Below are 15266 nucleotides of genomic sequence, written 5' to 3' on the forward strand. Positions count from 1 at the left end.
ACGGCCGTGACGGCGTCGCCGAGATCGTCGGGCAGCGCGATCGGGCCGGAGCGGCCGCGATACTGGCCGATCGACTGATGCTCGAAGCGCTCGAGCTTGACGCCGAAAGCCGCTTCGAACTGCTGGATCGTGCCGGACAGCACGACGACGCTTTCGACCGGATCGACGCGATCGACCGTCAGCTGGTGACGACGTGCGAAGTCCTCGGCCTTGCGAATGTCGTCGGGATTGGCGGAAAAGCGTTGCGCGAAGGTTGCGCGCGACACCGGTTTCGCTTGCGCGTCGCCGGTGGCGAGCTGGTGAAGCAGCGTATCGAGTTGCCCTTCTTCCTGCCGCCGCAACATGATCGTGACGTGGATGCGTTCTGCCGGATCGCACGGGCCGAGGCACTTGGACTCGGCGACGATTCGGGGTTCACGGTCGGCGTGAAGATGCCTTGCCATGTTCAGACCCTCCTTGGTACCGCGTTGCACGGAACAGCCAGGAAATCGGACAGGGCCGGCGGGAGACGGTTCCGTTCGGTCGGTCGGGTTCGCAGCAGCGCGAAGTAACAGGGAGTTTAGAACAGTCAGACGATTTGCGCGCACGCTCTTCTGCGACGGGGCGCGCGCGCGGGCCGGCGTTGCGCACGGCCTTCATCCGGTACGGCGACGCGCCGCGCGACCTGCGCCGGCGCGACGCCGCCTCGGTACTCAATCCATCGACAGGCGCAGCGCGAAGCCGATCAGCGCGGCGGAAAACGTCCAGCGCTGCACCGTCTGCGCGAGCGGATGCGCACGCATCCACGCAGCGATCCGCGACGCGCCGAACACGCACGCGAGGTCGAAGCACACGCCGGCCGCCACCAGCAGCGCGCCCAGCTCGAACATCTGCAACACGACCGGCCCGGCCTCGGGGCGCACGAACTGCGGCAGCAGCACCGAGCAGAACAGCAGCGCCTTCGGGTTCAGCAGGTTGGTGAGCAGGCCCTTCACGAACGACTGGCGCAGCTCGCCTGCGGTGGCCGCCGCATCGCCGTCGCCGAGCGCGAACACGGGCGAGCGGAACACCTGGATCGCGACATAGGCGAGATAGAGCGCGCCGCCGTAGCGGATCACTTCGTACAGCCACGGCGCGCTGCGGATCAGCGCGGCGACGCCGCAGGCGGACAGCGTCACGTGCGCGGTGCGCGCGAGCGACAGCCCGGCGGCCGCCGCCATCCCCGGCCGCACGCCGCGGCCAATGCTGGTCTGCAACACCAGCGCCATGTCCGGCCCCGGCACCGCATAGATGGCCGCCAGCGCGGCGAGATAAATCAACAGCAAATGCGTGGAAATCATGGTCTGCCCCTGTCCTCTTACGACGATATGTTGCCGCCAGAGTGCGAGGGATTATTGGCCATCTTTGGTTCAGGATTGGCAATCCGTAGGGGAATCCGCCACAATCACGAAATCCCGACAAGGATTCCGCCAAAATGACCGAACTCGACAAAACCGACCGCGCAATCCTTGCCGCGGTGCAGCGCGATGGCCGCCTGCCGATCGCGCGCCTCGCCGATTCCGTGGGCCTCTCCGAGACGCCCTGCGCGCGGCGCCTGAAGCGCCTCGAAAACGACGGCTACATCGAGCGCTACCGCGCGCAGCTGTCGCGCCAGGCGCTCGGTTTCGGCGTCGTTGCGTTCGTGCTCGTGCGGTTCGCGACGCACGATCGCAAGACCGCCGACCGCTTCGAGCGGGAAGTGCTCGGCATCGAGCGGATCCTGGCGTGCCACAACGTGGCGGGCACGGCCGACTATCTGCTGCAGATCGTGGCGCGCGATCTCGACGACTACGGCACGTTCCTGCGCGAATCGTTGCGGATGCTGCCGGGCGTCACGTCGATCGAATCGGCGCTGTCACTGCGCGAGGTCAAGCATGACGCGGGGTTGCCGGTGCCGTGATGCCGGCAGGCGGATGGCGCACGCACGCCGAACCCGGCACCCGATTCGTCACTTCGACGCCGATCGATGTGGGCCGCATCGGGCCGCACCGCCGCAACACTCGTTCACATTGTTGATGCCAGCGGCCTACGCGATGTCGGGCGGCTGGTGTGCGCGTTCGAGATCCTCGAGAAACGCTTCCACGAGCGGATTGCCGCGCCCGTTGCGCGCGACGACCATGTGGAACGTCACGTCGTAGCGCAGTTGCTCCGGATTGAGCGACGTGAGCAGCCCCTGCGCGACATACGGCGCCGCGAAGTGCTGCGGCAGGTAGCCGAGGTGGTGGCCCGACAGGATCAGCAGCGCGACGGCCTCCATGTTGTCGGCGGTCGCGGTCACGCGGTCAGGCGTCGTCGACATCTGCGCTTCGGGCAGCGGATACGAGCGCCACGCCCATTCGAAGCCCGCGACGTCGGCCGGCGTCAGCGCGCCAGCGCCGTCGAACAGCGGATGGCCGCGGCCGCAGTACGCGACCTGGCGCTCGATGAACAGCGGCGTGTAGTGCAGCGACGGCACCCGGTGCCAGAAGTAGCCGACCGCGATCTGGATCTCGTCGCTCAGCAGCTTCTCCTCGAGATCGCCCGGCGCGCGCACGGAGATCGAGAAGCGCACGGCCTCGTCGCGGGTGCGGAACGCGGCGATCGCCTCGGCGATCCGCGCGTTCTGGCTCACCGGCGTATGGCCAATCAGGCCGATGTGCAGCGTGCCGACCAGTTGGCGGTCCATATGCCGCGCCACCATCCCGAACTCATCGAGCGCGGCCAGCAGCTTGCGGCTCATCGCGTGGAACCGCTCGCCCTTCGGCGTGAGCCGGAAGCCGCTGCGGCCGCGTTCGCAGAGCCGGTAGCCGAGCCGCGTCTCGAGCGACGACAGCTGCGCGCTGATCGTCGACTGCCCGACGTTCAGCACGGCCTGCGCGGCCGATACGCCGCCCGCGTCCGTGACCGCGAGAAATACGCGGATCAACCGCAGATCGAGGGTCGACAGATTCCCCAGCACGCTCATCCCCTTCCATACATCGATGAAAATCGATGTTTACGTCGATATCTTCGCATTCTTCTTTCCGGCCCGAGCGCGTAAAACTGTGCGCCAAGCCGCGTCGCATGATACGGCAACCCCACATCGGAAGAGACAGCCCATGAACGACCACACCCATTTCCAGCCGCTCGGCGGCAATGAAATGCCGCGCTGCGGCGGCATCGCGACGATGATGCGCCTGCCGCACGTGGCGAGCGCCGAAGGCCTCGACGCCTGTTTCGTCGGCGTGCCGTTCGATCTCGGCACCTCCAACCGCACCGGCGCGCGCTTCGGCCCGCGCCAGATCCGCACCGAATCCGTGCTGCTGCGCCCGTACAACATGGCTACGCGTGCCGCGCCGTTCGATTCGCTGCAGATCGCCGACATCGGCGACGTCGCGATCAATCCGTACAACCTGCACGATTCCATCGCACGCATCGAAGCCGCATACGACGCGATCCTCGAGCACGACTGCAAGCCGATCACGCTCGGCGGCGACCATACGATCGCGCTGCCGATCCTGCGCGCGATCCACCGCAAGCACGGCAAGGTTGCATTGATCCACGTCGATGCACACGCCGACGTGAACGACACGATGATGGGCGAAAAGATCGCGCACGGCACGCCGTTCCGCCGCGCGGTCGAGGAAGGCCTGCTGCATGGCGACAAGGTCACGCAGATCGGCCTGCGCGGCACCGGTTACGCCGCCGAGGACTTCGACTGGTGCCGCGAACAGGGCTTCCGCGTCGTCCAGGCCGAGGAATGCTGGAACAAGTCGCTCGCGCCGCTGATGGAAGAGGTGCGCGCGCGCGTCGGCGATACGCCCGTCTACATCAGCTTCGACATCGACGGCATCGATCCGGCCTACGCGCCGGGCACCGGCACGCCGGAAATCGCGGGCCTCACGGTGCCGCAGGCGCTCGAGATCATCCGCGGCGCGAAGGGGCTGAACATCGTCGGCTGCGATCTCGTCGAAGTCGCGCCGCCGTACGACCCGTTCGGCACCACGGCGCTGCTCGGCGCGAACCTCGCGTACGAGCTGCTGTGCGTGCTGCCGGGCGTCGCGTACCGCGACTGACCCCGCGCCGACACTTATTCCAAATCAGAGGATTCCAGAGGAGCACATATCAAGATGGGGACTTCCGTCAAGCAACCCAAGCGGGCGGCGCTCGCGTCGTTCGTCGGCACCACGATCGAGTGGTACGACTTCTATAGCTACGCGACCGCCGCCGCCATCGTATTCGGGCCGCTGTTCTTCCCCGGCGAAAACCGCTTCATCAGCCTGCTCGCGTCGTTCGGCTCGTTCGCGGTCGGCTTCTTCGCGCGTCCGCTCGGCGGCGTGATGTTCGGCTATCTCGGCGACCGCTTCGGCCGCAAGCGTTCGCTGCTCGCGACGCTGATGCTGATGGCCGTGTCGACGGTCGCGATCGGCCTGCTGCCGACTCACGCGCAGGCCGGCGTGATCGCACCGGTCCTGCTCGTGCTGATGCGCGTGCTGCAAGGCATCGCGGTCGGCGGCGAATGGGGCGGCGCGGTGCTGCTCGCCGGCGAGCATGCGCCGGAAGGCAAACGCACGTTCTTCGCATCGTTCGCGCAGCTCGGCAGCGCGAGCGGCCTGATCCTGTCGATGCTCGCATTCGGTGCGATCAGCACGCTGTCGAAGGAAGACATGATGAGCTGGGGCTGGCGCGTGCCGTTCCTCGCGAGTTCCGTACTGCTGATCGTCGGCTTCGTGATCCGTGCAAGCGTGTCGGAATCGCCCGAGTTCGAGGAAGTGAAGAAGAGCGGCAACATCGCGCAAAAGCCGCTGCGCGAAGCGCTCAAGTACTGGCCGCTGCTGCTGCTCGCGATCGGTGCGAACGTGTATGGCATCGCCGGCGTGTATTTCAGCAACATCTTCATGATCAGCTACGCGACGCAGTTCCTGTCGCTCGACCGGTCGATGGTGCTGCATTGCATGACGATCGTCGCGGTGCTGCAGTTCGTCGTGCAGCTCGCGGCCGCATTCCTCGCGCAGCGCTTCGGCACCACGCGCGTGCTGCTGATCACCGGCGCATGGGCCGCGATCGTCCCGTTCCTGATGCTGCCGCTCGTGCACATGGGCACGCCGCTGTCGATCACGGTCGGCGTCGGCCTCGCGACGCTCGCGGAATCGGGCTACTACTCGGTGGTCGCCGGCTTCGTCAGCGGCATCTTCGTCGCACGCATCCGCTACACGGCGATCTCGATCGCGTACCAGGTGTGCGGCGCGCTCGCCGGCGGCCTCACGCCGCTCGTCGCGACCATCATCGCGCAGAACACCGCGCCGCAATGGTGGCCGCTCGCGCTCCAGTACACGAGCGCCGCGCTCCTGTCGTCCCTGTGCGTGTGGCTGATCTCGCGGCGTGTGAGCATCGACGACGCGGGCGCGCCGAGCCGGAAGGAAGAAGTGCCGCTGCCGCGCGGCGCGCGCACCGCGTAACGTCCCGCGACGGGCAGGCAACCTCGCCTGCCCGTTTTTCATTAGGCAGCCCGGCGGTGCGCCGCACCGCCTGCCTCACCCCACATTCATCGCCTGCCTCGACGGCGTCGCGGCAGGCGGGCGCACGCGGTCGCCTTGCCGAATCGTGTGCGACCCAGGAGACACGACCGCCATGAACCGCCCCGACACGCTCGATCTCGGCCGCACCGAATCGGCCGGCCTGGCGATCGAGCACCACTCGATCGACTACATTCCGGAACACGAACGCCACGCCAAGCTCGCGAGCCAGGGGCCGTTCTGGTTCCTCGGCAACTTCCATTTCTTCACGATCTCGATCGGCTTCGTCGGGCCCGGTATGGGCCTGTCCGCCGGCTGGACGACGCTCGCGGGCGCGCTCGGGATCATGTTCGGCACGATCTTCATGGCGTTTCACGGCTCGCAGGGCCCCGAGATGGGGCTGCCGCAGATGATCCAGTCTCGTGCGCAGTTCGGCTATCGCGGCGTGATCGTCGCGCTGCTCGCGACGCTGTTCGTGTTCGTCGGCTTCAATGTCGTCAACGTGTCGCTGATGGTCGACGGCGTGCACAACGTGTTCGGGATCGACGGCGGTTTCGTCGCGATCATGGCCGTCGCGACCGGTGCGCTGCTCGCAATCTACGGGCACGACCTGATGCACCGGACCTTCACGTGGGCACTGATCGCGACGCTGCCGCTCTATGGGCTCGTCACGCTCGCGCTCGCGTTCGGTCACGCGGCGCCTGCATCGGGTGTCGCGGCCACCGCCCCCGCCGTCGCACCTGGCTTCAACTGGATCGGGTTCGCCACGCAGTTTGCGATCGCCGCCAGCTACAACATTTCGTATGCACCCTACGTGTCCGACTATTCGCGCTATCTGCCGAAACACACCAGCCGCGCGAAGCTGATCGCGGTCATCTTCGCCGGTGCCTCGCTGTCGGGCACCTGGATGATCGGGCTCGGTGCGTGGCTCGCGCAGAAGCTGCACGCGGCGGACGCGCTGGTCGCGATGAACGACGTCGGCACGTCGCTTGTGCCGGGCCTCGGCAAGCTGATCGCGATCGTTTCGCTCGTCGGCTTCCTGCCGATCATCGCGCTCAACGCATACAGCGCGATGCTGACCGTGCTGACCGGTATCGACTCGATCGTGCCGATCCGGCCGACGCGCCGCGCGCGCGTCGCATCGATCGTCGCGATCAGCACGTTCGTGCTCACGTGCGTGTTCGCGATCCGCGGCAACGGCATCGCGCTGCTGCAAACGTTCCTGACGCTGATGCTCTACTTCCTCGTGCCGTGGACCGCGGTGAACCTCGTCGACTATTTCTTCGTACGACGCGGCCACTATGCGATCGCGCATTTCTTCACGCCGGGCGGCCTGTATGGCGCCTGGCAGCCGCGCGGCATCGTCGCGTACCTGGTCGGCTTCGCGGCGATGGTGCCGTTCTTCTCGATCGTCGATGCCGAGGCGAACCGCGAGATCTTCGTCGGCCCGTTCGCACGCCTGCTCGGTGGCGTGGATATCGCCTGGCTCGTCGGCCTGGTCGTCGCGGGGGCCGTGTACTGGCTACTGTCCCGCTCGCTCGATCTGGACCATGAGCGCCAGGTGATCGCGGCAACGCCGGCCCCTGACGCACTGCCCGGCACGCACGGACACCGGGACATGTGACGTAGCAAGCGGCAATCGTCAGCTTTCTTGATTGCCGCCTTCCGGCGCGTCCTTCGTGTCATACATCGTGCCGATCCCGATCGGTTCGCGACCGTTCGCCTTGCGCTGCAGGTTGGTACGCGCAGCGAATACACACATCCGCAGTACTCCTGCTGATAAAACGTGTCGCGCTTGCTGATCTCGATCATGCGTGCCGAGCCGCCGACCTTGTGCCGGTTGTATTCCCGGGACATCAACCCCGGATAGCACGCGGCGCGCTCGAAACGCATGTCGAAGCACATCGTGCAGCGCACGCCGCGCTCGGGCTCGTTTTCGTGCTCCATCCCGCGCGCATGTGCGAACCCGTCGTCGCGATCGTCATCATGTCGATTCCTTGAAGACGACTTTCCGGACCACATTGCGCAGCACGGCGTCGGCGATCTCCCCACGTTCCTTTGCCGCGCCAAGCTCCATGGAATAAAAATCCAGGTCGAGCAACGCAGCTTGCGCTTCATCGCATTCAACCCACGCGCGGGCAATGGTACGCAACGCGTCCCGATCGGTCCGCCGCAGCCGGTCCACCACCGCGCGGCCGACCTCTTCGTACATCGCCCCACAATCGTCGCTGTCGTCGTCGAGCGACTTCAGCAGCCGTTCGATCGCATCGTTTTCCACATTTCTCACCTTGTCCTCCTCAGCGTGCTGCCACGAATACACCGGGAAACGTTTGGTCAGCTCGGCGACCTGCGCACGCACACGCTCGATCGCCAGCTGCTCGACGACGTCCACGTATTCGCAGCCGCCGTCGTAGCGCTTGCCCGGAAAACCTACCGCGTATTTGTTCGTGAGTTACGAGCCCCGTGCGGCCATCACGGCCGGGCTCGTGTAATTTTCCGACGCGATCAGCTCGATGTGATCTTCCTGGCGACGGTTTTCCTTCTGGATGGCATCGACCAGTTCCGGATCGGGCTGGTCAAACGCGTAGCGGTTACGTTCGAACATGGCAGGAATGGGATCCCCCAAAACACAGTGGACGCACCCCGTCCCGGCGCCTGCCCGGGACGATCTCGATCGGTGCGACACCCGCCGCCGGATCATCGATCCGGACAGCAGGCACGCAGCATTCGCGCGCTACTGCACCTGGTTGCGCAGCGTCTTCGCGGCGGCGACCATGTTCGTCAGCGCCGGAATCACTTCCGCCCACTGGCGCGTCTTCAGGCCGCAGTCCGGGTTCACCCACAGGCGTTGCGCCGGAATCCGTTCAGCCGCCTTCTTCATCAGGTCGACGATGTGATCCTGCGTCGGGATGTTCGGCGAGTGGATGTCGTACACGCCCGGCCCGATCTCGTTCGGATACTTGAAGTTGTCGAACGCGTCGAGCAGCTCCATGTCCGAGCGCGACGTCTCGATCGTGATCACGTCCGCGTCCATGTCGGCGATCGACGCGATGATATCGTTGAACTCCGAATAGCACATGTGCGTGTGGATCTGCGTGTCGTCCCGTACGCCGTTCGCGGTGATGCGGAACGACTCGACCGCCCACTTCAGGTATTCGCCCCACTGCGCACGGCGCAGCGGGAGCCCTTCGCGCAGCGCGGCCTCGTCGATCTGGATCACGCCCACACCGGCCTTCTCGAGATCGAGCACTTCCTCGCGGATCGCCAGCGCGAGCTGGTAGCACGACACCGAGCGCGGCTGGTCGTCGCGCACGAACGACCAGTTCAGGATCGTCACCGGGCCGGTCAGCATGCCCTTCATCGGCTTGTTCGTCAGCGACTGCGCATACGTGATCCACTCGACGGTCATCGCCTTCGGACGGCTGATGTCGCCGAACAGGATCGGCGGCTTCACGCAGCGCGAACCGTACGACTGCACCCAGCCGAACTGGCTGAACGCGTAGCCGTCGAGCTGCTCGCCGAAGTATTCGACCATGTCGTTACGCTCGGCTTCGCCGTGCACGAGCACATCGAGTTCCAGCGCTTCCTGCTCACGCACGCTGCGTTCGATTTCGGCCTGCATCGCCGCGCGGTAGCCTGCTTCATCCAGCGCACCGGCCTTGAACTGGCTGCGGGCCTGGCGGATCTCGCCGGTCTGCGGAAACGAGCCGATCGTCGTCGTCGGGAACGCCGGCAGGTTCAGGCGGGCCGACTGCTTCGGCGCGCGCTGCGTATAGGGGCTCACGCGGTTGCCGAGCTGCGCGTCGATCCGGGCGATCGCAGCCTTCACCGCCGGGTGGTTCACGCGCGGCGAATGGCGGCGCGACTGGATCGCGGCGGCGTTCGCGGCCAGCGCATCGGCCATCTTGTCGCGGCCCTGGTTCAGCGCGGTCGCAAGCACCTTCAGTTCGTCGAGCTTCTGCAGCGCGAACGCGAGCCACGAATGGATCTCGGCGTCGAGCTTCGCTTCGCTCGCGAGGTCGACCGGCACATGCAGCAGCGAGCACGACGGTGCGAGCCACAGACGGTCGCCCAGTTGCTTCGACAGCGGCTCGAGCCAGTCGAGCGCGGCGTTCAGGTCCGTCTTCCAGATGTTGCGGCCGTTGATCGCACCGACCGACAGCACGCGCTCGGCCGGCAGTTCGCGCACCAGTGCGTCGATTTCGTCACGGGCGTTGATCGCATCGATGTGCAGGCCGTCGACCGGCAGCGACGCAGCGAGCGCCAGGTTGCCCTGCAGCTGGCCGAAGTACGTCGCGAGCAGCACCTTGATCCGGCGCGTTTCGAGTGCGGCATACGCGGTCTTGAATGCTTGCTGCCATTCGGCGTCGAGCTCGGTGACGAGGATGGGTTCGTCGATCTGTACCCATTCGACGCCTTGTGCGGTCAGCGTGTCGAGCAACGCGCCGTACACCGGCAGCAGCTTCTGCAGCAGCGCGAGGCGATCCGAGTCGTCCCTCGCCTTGCCGAGCCACAGGTACGTGACGGGGCCGATGATCACCGGCTTCGCCTTCACGCGCTGCGCGTTCGCTTCGGCGAGTTGCTGCAGCAGGCGCGAGGGATCGAGCGAGAAATTCGTGTCGGCGTGGAATTCCGGGACGATGTAGTGATAGTTCGTGTCGAACCACTTCGTCATTTCGCCGGCCGCGACGCCGCCGCAGCACGCGGCATGCTCTTCCGCCGACTGCGCAGAACGGCCGCGCGCCACGCGGAAATAGTTGTCGAGCGCATCGCCGTGGAAGTCCTGCACGCGCTTCGGCAGGTTGCCGAGCGTGAAGCTCATGTCGAGCACCTGGTCGTAGAACGCGAAGTCGCCGATCGGCGCGAGATCGAGGTCGCGCTGGTCGCGCCAGTGACGCTCGCGCAGTTGCGCGCCGAGCGCCTTCAGTTCATCGCGCGACGATTCGCCCTTCCAGTAGCGTTCGAGACCGAACTTGAGTTCGCGCTTGGCGCCGATGCGCGGGAAACCGAGATTGTGTGTCGTCGCCATGGCGCTGCCGTCCAGAAGTAGTGAAGGTCCGGCAACCATGATAGGGATTTCAAACCATGAAATAAAATGGCATTATTTCATTCATCCATTAAAGTTATTCATGCACATGCAGGATGAGCGATAACCATGCTGGAACGATTCCATCTCGTCGTCATTCGTGAAGTCGAGCGCCAGGGCTCGCTGACCGCAGCCGCCAACGCGCTGCACGTCACGCAATCGGCGCTCAGCCATACCGTCCGGAAAATCGAGCAGCAGCTCGGCACGCCGATCTGGGATCGCGAGGGGCGCGGCCTGCGGCTGACGCAGGGCGGGCAGTATCTGCTGAAGCTCGCGAACCGGCTGCTGCCGCAGTTCGAGCTGGCCGAGGAGCGAATGAAGCAGTACGCGAAGGGCGAGCGCGGCACGCTGCGTATCGGGATGGAATGCCACCCGTGCTACCAGTGGCTGCTGAAGGTCGTGTCGCCGTACCTGTCGCGCTGGCCCGACGTCGACGTCGACGTAAAGCAGCGCTTCCAGTTCGGCGGGATCGGCGCGCTGTTCGGCTACGACATCGACGTGCTCGTGACGCCCGATCCGCTGAACAAGCCGGGGCTGCGCTTCGACCCCGTGTTCGACTACGAGCAGGTGCTGGTGGTCGCGGACGCACACCGTTTCGCCAACGCCGATTACGTGACGCCCGAGCAGCTGACCGACGAAATCCTGATCACCTATCCGGTCGAAACCGACCGGCTCGACATCTACAACCAGTTCCTGACGCCGGCCGGCATCGTGCCGAAGCGGCACAAGTCGATCGAGACGACCGACATCATGTTGCAGATGGTGGCGAGCGGGCGCGGCGTGGCTGCGCTGCCGCGATGGTTGGCCGACGAATATGCTGACCGGATGCCGGTCGTGCCGGTCAAGCTTGGCAAGAAGGGGATCGCGAAGCAGATCTTCCTCGGCATCCGCGAGGCGGATGCGTCGATCGACTATCTGGCCGCGTTCGTCGCGCTGGCGCGCGAATCGACGTGGAGCGCGCCGCGCATGCTGCGCTAGGCACGCCCCGTTGCAATGCGCGTCAGGCGGCGCGCATGCCGATACGTTCGCCGCGCTCGACCCATGCGCCGAACAGCAGGCCGATCGTCGTCCACATGATCACCTGCATGCCGATCGCCGCGGCGCGGAACTTCCACAGCACGACGGCCGGGAAGGCAGCCGGCACTTCGTTGATCGACGGCAACCCGAGCTGCACGGCCGCGATGATCGCGATGAACACGAGCCCCGCGACGATCGACGCATTCCATTGCCCGAGCTTCGCCAGCAGATGGCGGCGCACGCTGACCGAGAACACCATCGTCGCGATCGAGATCGCGATCATCAGGAAGAACAGCCCCGTGCGATAGCCGATCGTGTCGGGGTCGCCGACCGACGGCGGATTGGCCGGGTACTTGATGTTCGGCACGATCACGAGCGCGATGAACGCCGCCAGCGCGAGCCAGGCGGCCAGCGGCCGTGCCGGGAGACGGCTGCCTCGGCCATACGCATACGCAAAGACCAGCGAGAACAGCCCGCCGAACGCCGCGCCATAGGTCACGACGCCCGTCAGCAGGCCGAAGCCGGCCTGCGTGTGGCGGCTCACCAGCTCGGGTTCCGGCGCGTCGCCCTTGGCGGCGTCGAGTTTTTCTTCGAAGGAGATCGCCTGATCGACTTGCGGTTCGCCGACGATTTTCGCGAAACCGAACGTGAGGAGGCCTGCGGCGATGCCTGCGAGCATCCCGCGCATGAGCAGCTTTCCGACCATCATGAACTCCGCGTCAGTGGCAGGGGAAGCCGAGCAGATGGCGGCCGTCGTGGACGAATTCGTGCACGTACATGCCCGGCACGAGCGACGTTGCGCCTTGTTCCGCGCCAACGAAATAGAGGGCGAGCAACAGGATCAGGCCGACGAACACGGCCCACGGCAACAGTTCACGGACGGGGATGGGCGCCGGTACGACCGCCGGCTTCAGCACTGCTTCGCTCATGGATGCACCTCAGGGGAATCGCGCCCCGGCAAATGTTGGATGGGTACGAAGGCAGGTCTGGCTTCCGGGATCATGGATCACCGGTTACAGTGGCGCGACCGCGCCGGAATTGCACCGGCTTCCGCGTTTCGTATCGGGCGAATTGTACGCGCGAACGTTCGCGTATTGAAGCGGCGAAAAGTGGACGAACGCGCCCGTCCCGGTTCCCCCGAAAACCTCCATGAACATGCATGCCTCGCTGCGCCTGATTGCACACGCATCGACCCGGGCGATGCGCACCGGCACGTTTCCCGACGACGACCCTCTCGACGCGCACGGGCTCGCCGACGCCGCGGCGCGGCGCGACCGGTGGACGGACGTCGCCGGCTCGCTCGTGCTGTGCAGCCCGGCCCGCTGCGCGGTGCAGACCGCCGATGCGCTCGGCCTGCACGCCGACATCGACGACGCACTGCGCGACATCGACTACCGAAACTGGCGCGGCAAGCGGCTGCACGACCTCGCGCGCGACTGGCCTGACGAACTGGGCGCGTGGATCGGCGATCCGTTGGCGTCGCCGCACGGCGGCGAATCGTTCGATGCAACCATGCGCCGCGTCGGCGCGTGGTTGAACGCACTGCAACACGGTCGAGACATCGTCGCCATCACGCATGCGCCAATCGTGCGCGCGGCCGTCGCGCATGCGCTGCGGATCGATTCGGGCGCGGCAACCCGCATCGACGTGGCGCCGCTATCGTGCACGACATTCGCTGCGTCGCCGCACGGCTGGTTGTTGATCGCGGAAGGCGATCCGCGCGACACTGGTGCATAGCCTCCTGCCGTGTTGCGTTCGCGATATGGGCCACGACGCCCGCCGACGTGTTGTGTCGTATCGCAATCGCATGGCGATGTTCACCTTACGTCGCTGCAAGACCCGCCGTTCGTCATCCCTGCTGTCATCAAACTGACTGCTAGCCGAAGCTAGGATCGGTCGCGGTTCCCTTACGAGATACCGTCATGAATCAACCTGCTTCGTCTGCCCCGAACAGTCCGGGTTCCGTCGAGCGCACCAGGCAGCTCGGCTATGCCGTCTTCCTGCTGGTGCTCGCGATCGGCGCGGTCTATATCGCCACGCACCTGATCGACGATCTGTCGCCGATGCACGAAGGATCGCTGTTCCCGTACCTGATGCTCGGCGCGGCACTGCTGATCGCGCTCGGCTTCGAATTCGTCAACGGTTTCCACGACACCGCGAACGCGGTCGCGACCGTGATCTATACGCACTCGCTGACGCCGAACGTCGCGGTGATCTGGTCCGGCCTGTGGAACTTCCTCGGCGTGATGATCTCGAGCGGCGCCGTTGCGTTCGGCATCCTGCAACTGCTGCCGGTCGAGCTGATCCTGCAGGTCGGCAGCGGTGCGGGCTTCGCGATGGTGTTCGCGCTGCTGATCGCCGCGATCGTGTGGAACCTCGCGACCTGGTATTTCGGGTTGCCGTCGTCGAGCTCGCATACGCTGATCGGGTCGATCATCGGCGTCGGGCTGATGAACCAGCTGATGCACGGGCCGTCCGGCACGAGCGGCGTCGACTGGGGCCAGGCGCTCGGCGTCGGCAAGTCGCTGCTGTTCTCGCCGATCGTCGGCTTCCTCTGTGCGGCGCTGCTGCTGCTCGTGCTGAAAGCCCTCGTGCGGATTCCGGAGCTGTACAAGGAACCGCCGAAGGACCAGCCGCCGCCGTTCTGGATTCGCTGCCTGCTGATCCTGACCTGCACGGGCGTGTCGTTCGCGCACGGCTCGAACGACGGGCAGAAAGGGATGGGCCTCATCATGCTGATCCTGATCGGCACGGTGCCGACTGCCTATGCGCTGAACAAGGCCGTCACGCCGGCCGAGACGCAGACGTTCGTTGCGGTCGCGAACCAGGCCGCCGCGACGTTCGGGAAGTACACGAACGGCGTCGCACCGTCCGCGAACCCGCGCGCCGACGTCGAGCTTTACGTCCAGCATCGCGAGCTGACGCCGGCCGTGATCCCTGCCGTTCAGCAATTGTCCACGTCGCTCGCGACCGCGGTCGGCGCGTCGGGCTCGATGGCCGCCGTGCCGCAACGCGACATCGACAACGTGCGCAACACGATGTATCTGGTATCCGAAGCGATCCGCCTGATCGAGAAATCCGGGCAACCCGCATTCGCCGCCGACGACAAGCTCGCGATCGACAACTATCGCAAGCAGCTCGATCACGCGACCAAGTTCATTCCGACGTGGGTGAAGGTTGCGGTCGCAATCGCACTGGGCCTCGGCACGATGGTCGGCTGGAAGCGGATCGTCGTGACCGTCGGCGAGAAAATCGGCAAGCAGCATCTGACGTACGGACAGGGGGCGTCGGCCGAACTCGTCGCGATGCTCACGATCGGCGCGGCCGACGTGTACGGATTGCCCGTGTCGACGACACATGTGCTGTCGTCGGGCGTCGCGGGCACGATGGCGGCGAACGGCTCCGGGCTGCAATGGGGCACGGTGCGCAGCCTCGTGCTGGCGTGGGTGCTGACGCTGCCGGCGTCGATCGTGCTTGCCGGCGGGCTCTACTGGTTGTTCCGGTCGGTGGCTTGAGCGAGCGGCGACGGCGGCCGGTGAAAGCCGGTCGCGTCGCCTCGCGCAGATTCGACCCTCGCCTTTCCGCTGAAGCGCGCCCGGCTCCCCTGTTCCCCGGTTCCCCGGCCTGTCACTTAAACACATCTCCGAGCCCACGAGACTAGGCATGATGTC

The 15266-nt window shown here is 65.9% G+C and carries 13 protein-coding genes, 2 pseudogenes and 1 riboswitch; of the genes and pseudogenes, 7 read left to right on the forward strand and 8 right to left on the reverse strand.

Annotation, left to right across the window (positions count from 1 at the left end; translation table 11 throughout):
* Nucleotides 1–443: protease pro-enzyme activation domain-containing protein (locus tag JYJ84_RS13365; RefSeq protein ID WP_275890721.1), on the reverse strand; the 443-nt coding region annotated here is incomplete at its 3' end.
* 249 nt (nucleotides 444–692) lie between these two features.
* Entirely contained in the window at nucleotides 693–1319 is a 627-nt protein-coding gene (locus JYJ84_RS13370; RefSeq protein ID WP_027790530.1) for a LysE family translocator, read from the reverse strand.
* Between the two features lie 134 nt (nucleotides 1320–1453).
* Between JYJ84_RS13370 and JYJ84_RS13375 the strand changes: the two genes are divergently transcribed.
* Nucleotides 1454–1918 (forward strand): Lrp/AsnC family transcriptional regulator, encoded by a 465-nt coding sequence (locus tag JYJ84_RS13375; RefSeq protein WP_174961195.1) that lies wholly within the window; start codon nucleotides 1454–1456, stop codon nucleotides 1916–1918.
* Between the two features lie 126 nt (nucleotides 1919–2044).
* On the opposite strand, the gene JYJ84_RS13380 is transcribed toward JYJ84_RS13375, so the two are convergent.
* Nucleotides 2045–2956, reverse strand: coding sequence for a LysR family transcriptional regulator (locus JYJ84_RS13380; protein WP_174961193.1), 912 nt, complete (start codon nucleotides 2954–2956; stop codon nucleotides 2045–2047).
* Between the two features lie 139 nt (nucleotides 2957–3095).
* Between JYJ84_RS13380 and speB the strand changes: the two genes are divergently transcribed.
* The 3 genes from speB to JYJ84_RS13395 all read left to right on the forward strand — a co-directional run bounded on the left by speB (nucleotide 3096) and on the right by JYJ84_RS13395 (nucleotide 7116).
* Entirely contained in the window at nucleotides 3096–4052 is a 957-nt protein-coding gene (speB, locus tag JYJ84_RS13385; protein ID WP_011353980.1) for an agmatinase, read from the forward strand.
* A gap of 54 nt (nucleotides 4053–4106) precedes the next feature.
* Nucleotides 4107–5435 (forward strand): MFS transporter, encoded by a 1329-nt coding sequence (locus tag JYJ84_RS13390; protein WP_174961191.1) that lies wholly within the window; start codon nucleotides 4107–4109, stop codon nucleotides 5433–5435.
* A gap of 172 nt (nucleotides 5436–5607) precedes the next feature.
* Complete coding sequence (locus tag JYJ84_RS13395) at nucleotides 5608–7116, forward strand: cytosine permease (RefSeq protein ID WP_175222962.1); 1509 nt, start codon at nucleotides 5608–5610, stop codon at nucleotides 7114–7116.
* Between the two features lie 18 nt (nucleotides 7117–7134).
* On the opposite strand, the pseudogene JYJ84_RS13400 reads toward JYJ84_RS13395, so the two are convergent.
* The 3 genes and pseudogenes from JYJ84_RS13400 to metE all read right to left on the reverse strand — a co-directional run.
* Nucleotides 7135–7478: pseudogene (locus JYJ84_RS13400) on the reverse strand (epoxyqueuosine reductase QueH); the annotation flags it as partial.
* 364 nt (nucleotides 7479–7842) lie between these two features.
* Nucleotides 7843–8097 (reverse strand): annotated as a pseudogene (glyA, locus tag JYJ84_RS13405) (serine hydroxymethyltransferase); the annotation flags it as partial.
* A 129-nt stretch (nucleotides 8098–8226) separates the two neighbouring features.
* On the reverse strand, nucleotides 8227–10521 hold the full coding sequence (gene metE / locus JYJ84_RS13410) for a 5-methyltetrahydropteroyltriglutamate--homocysteine S-methyltransferase (RefSeq protein WP_175222961.1): 2295 nt from the start codon (nucleotides 10519–10521) through the stop codon (nucleotides 8227–8229).
* A gap of 126 nt (nucleotides 10522–10647) precedes the next feature.
* On the opposite strand from metE, the gene JYJ84_RS13415 reads away from it, so the two are divergent.
* Nucleotides 10648–11556, forward strand: coding sequence for a LysR family transcriptional regulator (locus tag JYJ84_RS13415; protein ID WP_174976925.1), 909 nt, complete (start codon nucleotides 10648–10650; stop codon nucleotides 11554–11556).
* Nucleotides 11557–11578: 22 nt separating this feature from the next.
* On the opposite strand, the gene JYJ84_RS13420 is transcribed toward JYJ84_RS13415, so the two are convergent.
* Complete coding sequence (locus JYJ84_RS13420) at nucleotides 11579–12301, reverse strand: CbtA family protein (protein ID WP_122948049.1); 723 nt, start codon at nucleotides 12299–12301, stop codon at nucleotides 11579–11581.
* Nucleotides 12302–12314: 13 nt separating this feature from the next.
* Nucleotides 12315–12524 carry a CbtB-domain containing protein gene (locus JYJ84_RS13425; RefSeq protein ID WP_006488502.1) on the reverse strand — a complete coding sequence of 70 codons (210 nt, stop codon included), beginning with the start codon at nucleotides 12522–12524 and terminating at the stop codon, nucleotides 12315–12317.
* 32 nt (nucleotides 12525–12556) lie between these two features.
* Nucleotides 12557–12699, reverse strand: a riboswitch (cobalamin riboswitch).
* A 45-nt stretch (nucleotides 12700–12744) separates the two neighbouring features.
* Between JYJ84_RS13425 and JYJ84_RS13430 the strand changes: the two genes are divergently transcribed.
* Together JYJ84_RS13430 and JYJ84_RS13435 are read left to right on the forward strand one after the other, a co-directional pair.
* Nucleotides 12745–13332, forward strand: a complete 588-nt coding sequence (locus JYJ84_RS13430; protein ID WP_175222960.1) for a histidine phosphatase family protein — start codon at nucleotides 12745–12747, stop codon at nucleotides 13330–13332.
* 185 nt (nucleotides 13333–13517) lie between these two features.
* Nucleotides 13518–15110, forward strand: coding sequence for an inorganic phosphate transporter (locus JYJ84_RS13435; RefSeq protein WP_174961179.1), 1593 nt, complete (start codon nucleotides 13518–13520; stop codon nucleotides 15108–15110).
* Nucleotides 15111–15266: the final 156 nt, after the last annotated feature.

Origin of the sequence: Burkholderia sp. LMG 13014 (assembly GCF_905232215.1) — a bacterium.
GTDB lineage: Bacteria > Pseudomonadota > Gammaproteobacteria > Burkholderiales > Burkholderiaceae > Burkholderia.

Excerpts from the sequence above, each read along its gene's own strand:
- JYJ84_RS13425 (WP_006488502.1), bottom strand. The coding sequence starts at position 12,524 with ATGAGCGAAGCAGTGCTGAAGCCGGCGGTCGTACCGGCGCCCATCCCC.
- JYJ84_RS13375 (WP_174961195.1), top strand. The coding sequence starts at position 1,454 with ATGACCGAACTCGACAAAACCGACCGCGCAATCCTTGCCGCGGTGCAG.
- JYJ84_RS13435 (WP_174961179.1), top strand. The coding sequence starts at position 13,518 with ATGAATCAACCTGCTTCGTCTGCCCCGAACAGTCCGGGTTCCGTCGAG.
- JYJ84_RS13430 (WP_175222960.1), top strand. The coding sequence starts at position 12,745 with ATGAACATGCATGCCTCGCTGCGCCTGATTGCACACGCATCGACCCGG.
- speB (WP_011353980.1), top strand. The coding sequence starts at position 3,096 with ATGAACGACCACACCCATTTCCAGCCGCTCGGCGGCAATGAAATGCCG.
- JYJ84_RS13390 (WP_174961191.1), top strand. The coding sequence starts at position 4,107 with ATGGGGACTTCCGTCAAGCAACCCAAGCGGGCGGCGCTCGCGTCGTTC.
- JYJ84_RS13395 (WP_175222962.1), top strand. The coding sequence starts at position 5,608 with ATGAACCGCCCCGACACGCTCGATCTCGGCCGCACCGAATCGGCCGGC.
- JYJ84_RS13415 (WP_174976925.1), top strand. The coding sequence starts at position 10,648 with ATGCTGGAACGATTCCATCTCGTCGTCATTCGTGAAGTCGAGCGCCAG.
- metE (WP_175222961.1), bottom strand. The coding sequence starts at position 10,521 with ATGGCGACGACACACAATCTCGGTTTCCCGCGCATCGGCGCCAAGCGC.
- JYJ84_RS13420 (WP_122948049.1), bottom strand. The coding sequence starts at position 12,301 with ATGGTCGGAAAGCTGCTCATGCGCGGGATGCTCGCAGGCATCGCCGCA.
- JYJ84_RS13370 (WP_027790530.1), bottom strand. The coding sequence starts at position 1,319 with ATGATTTCCACGCATTTGCTGTTGATTTATCTCGCCGCGCTGGCGGCC.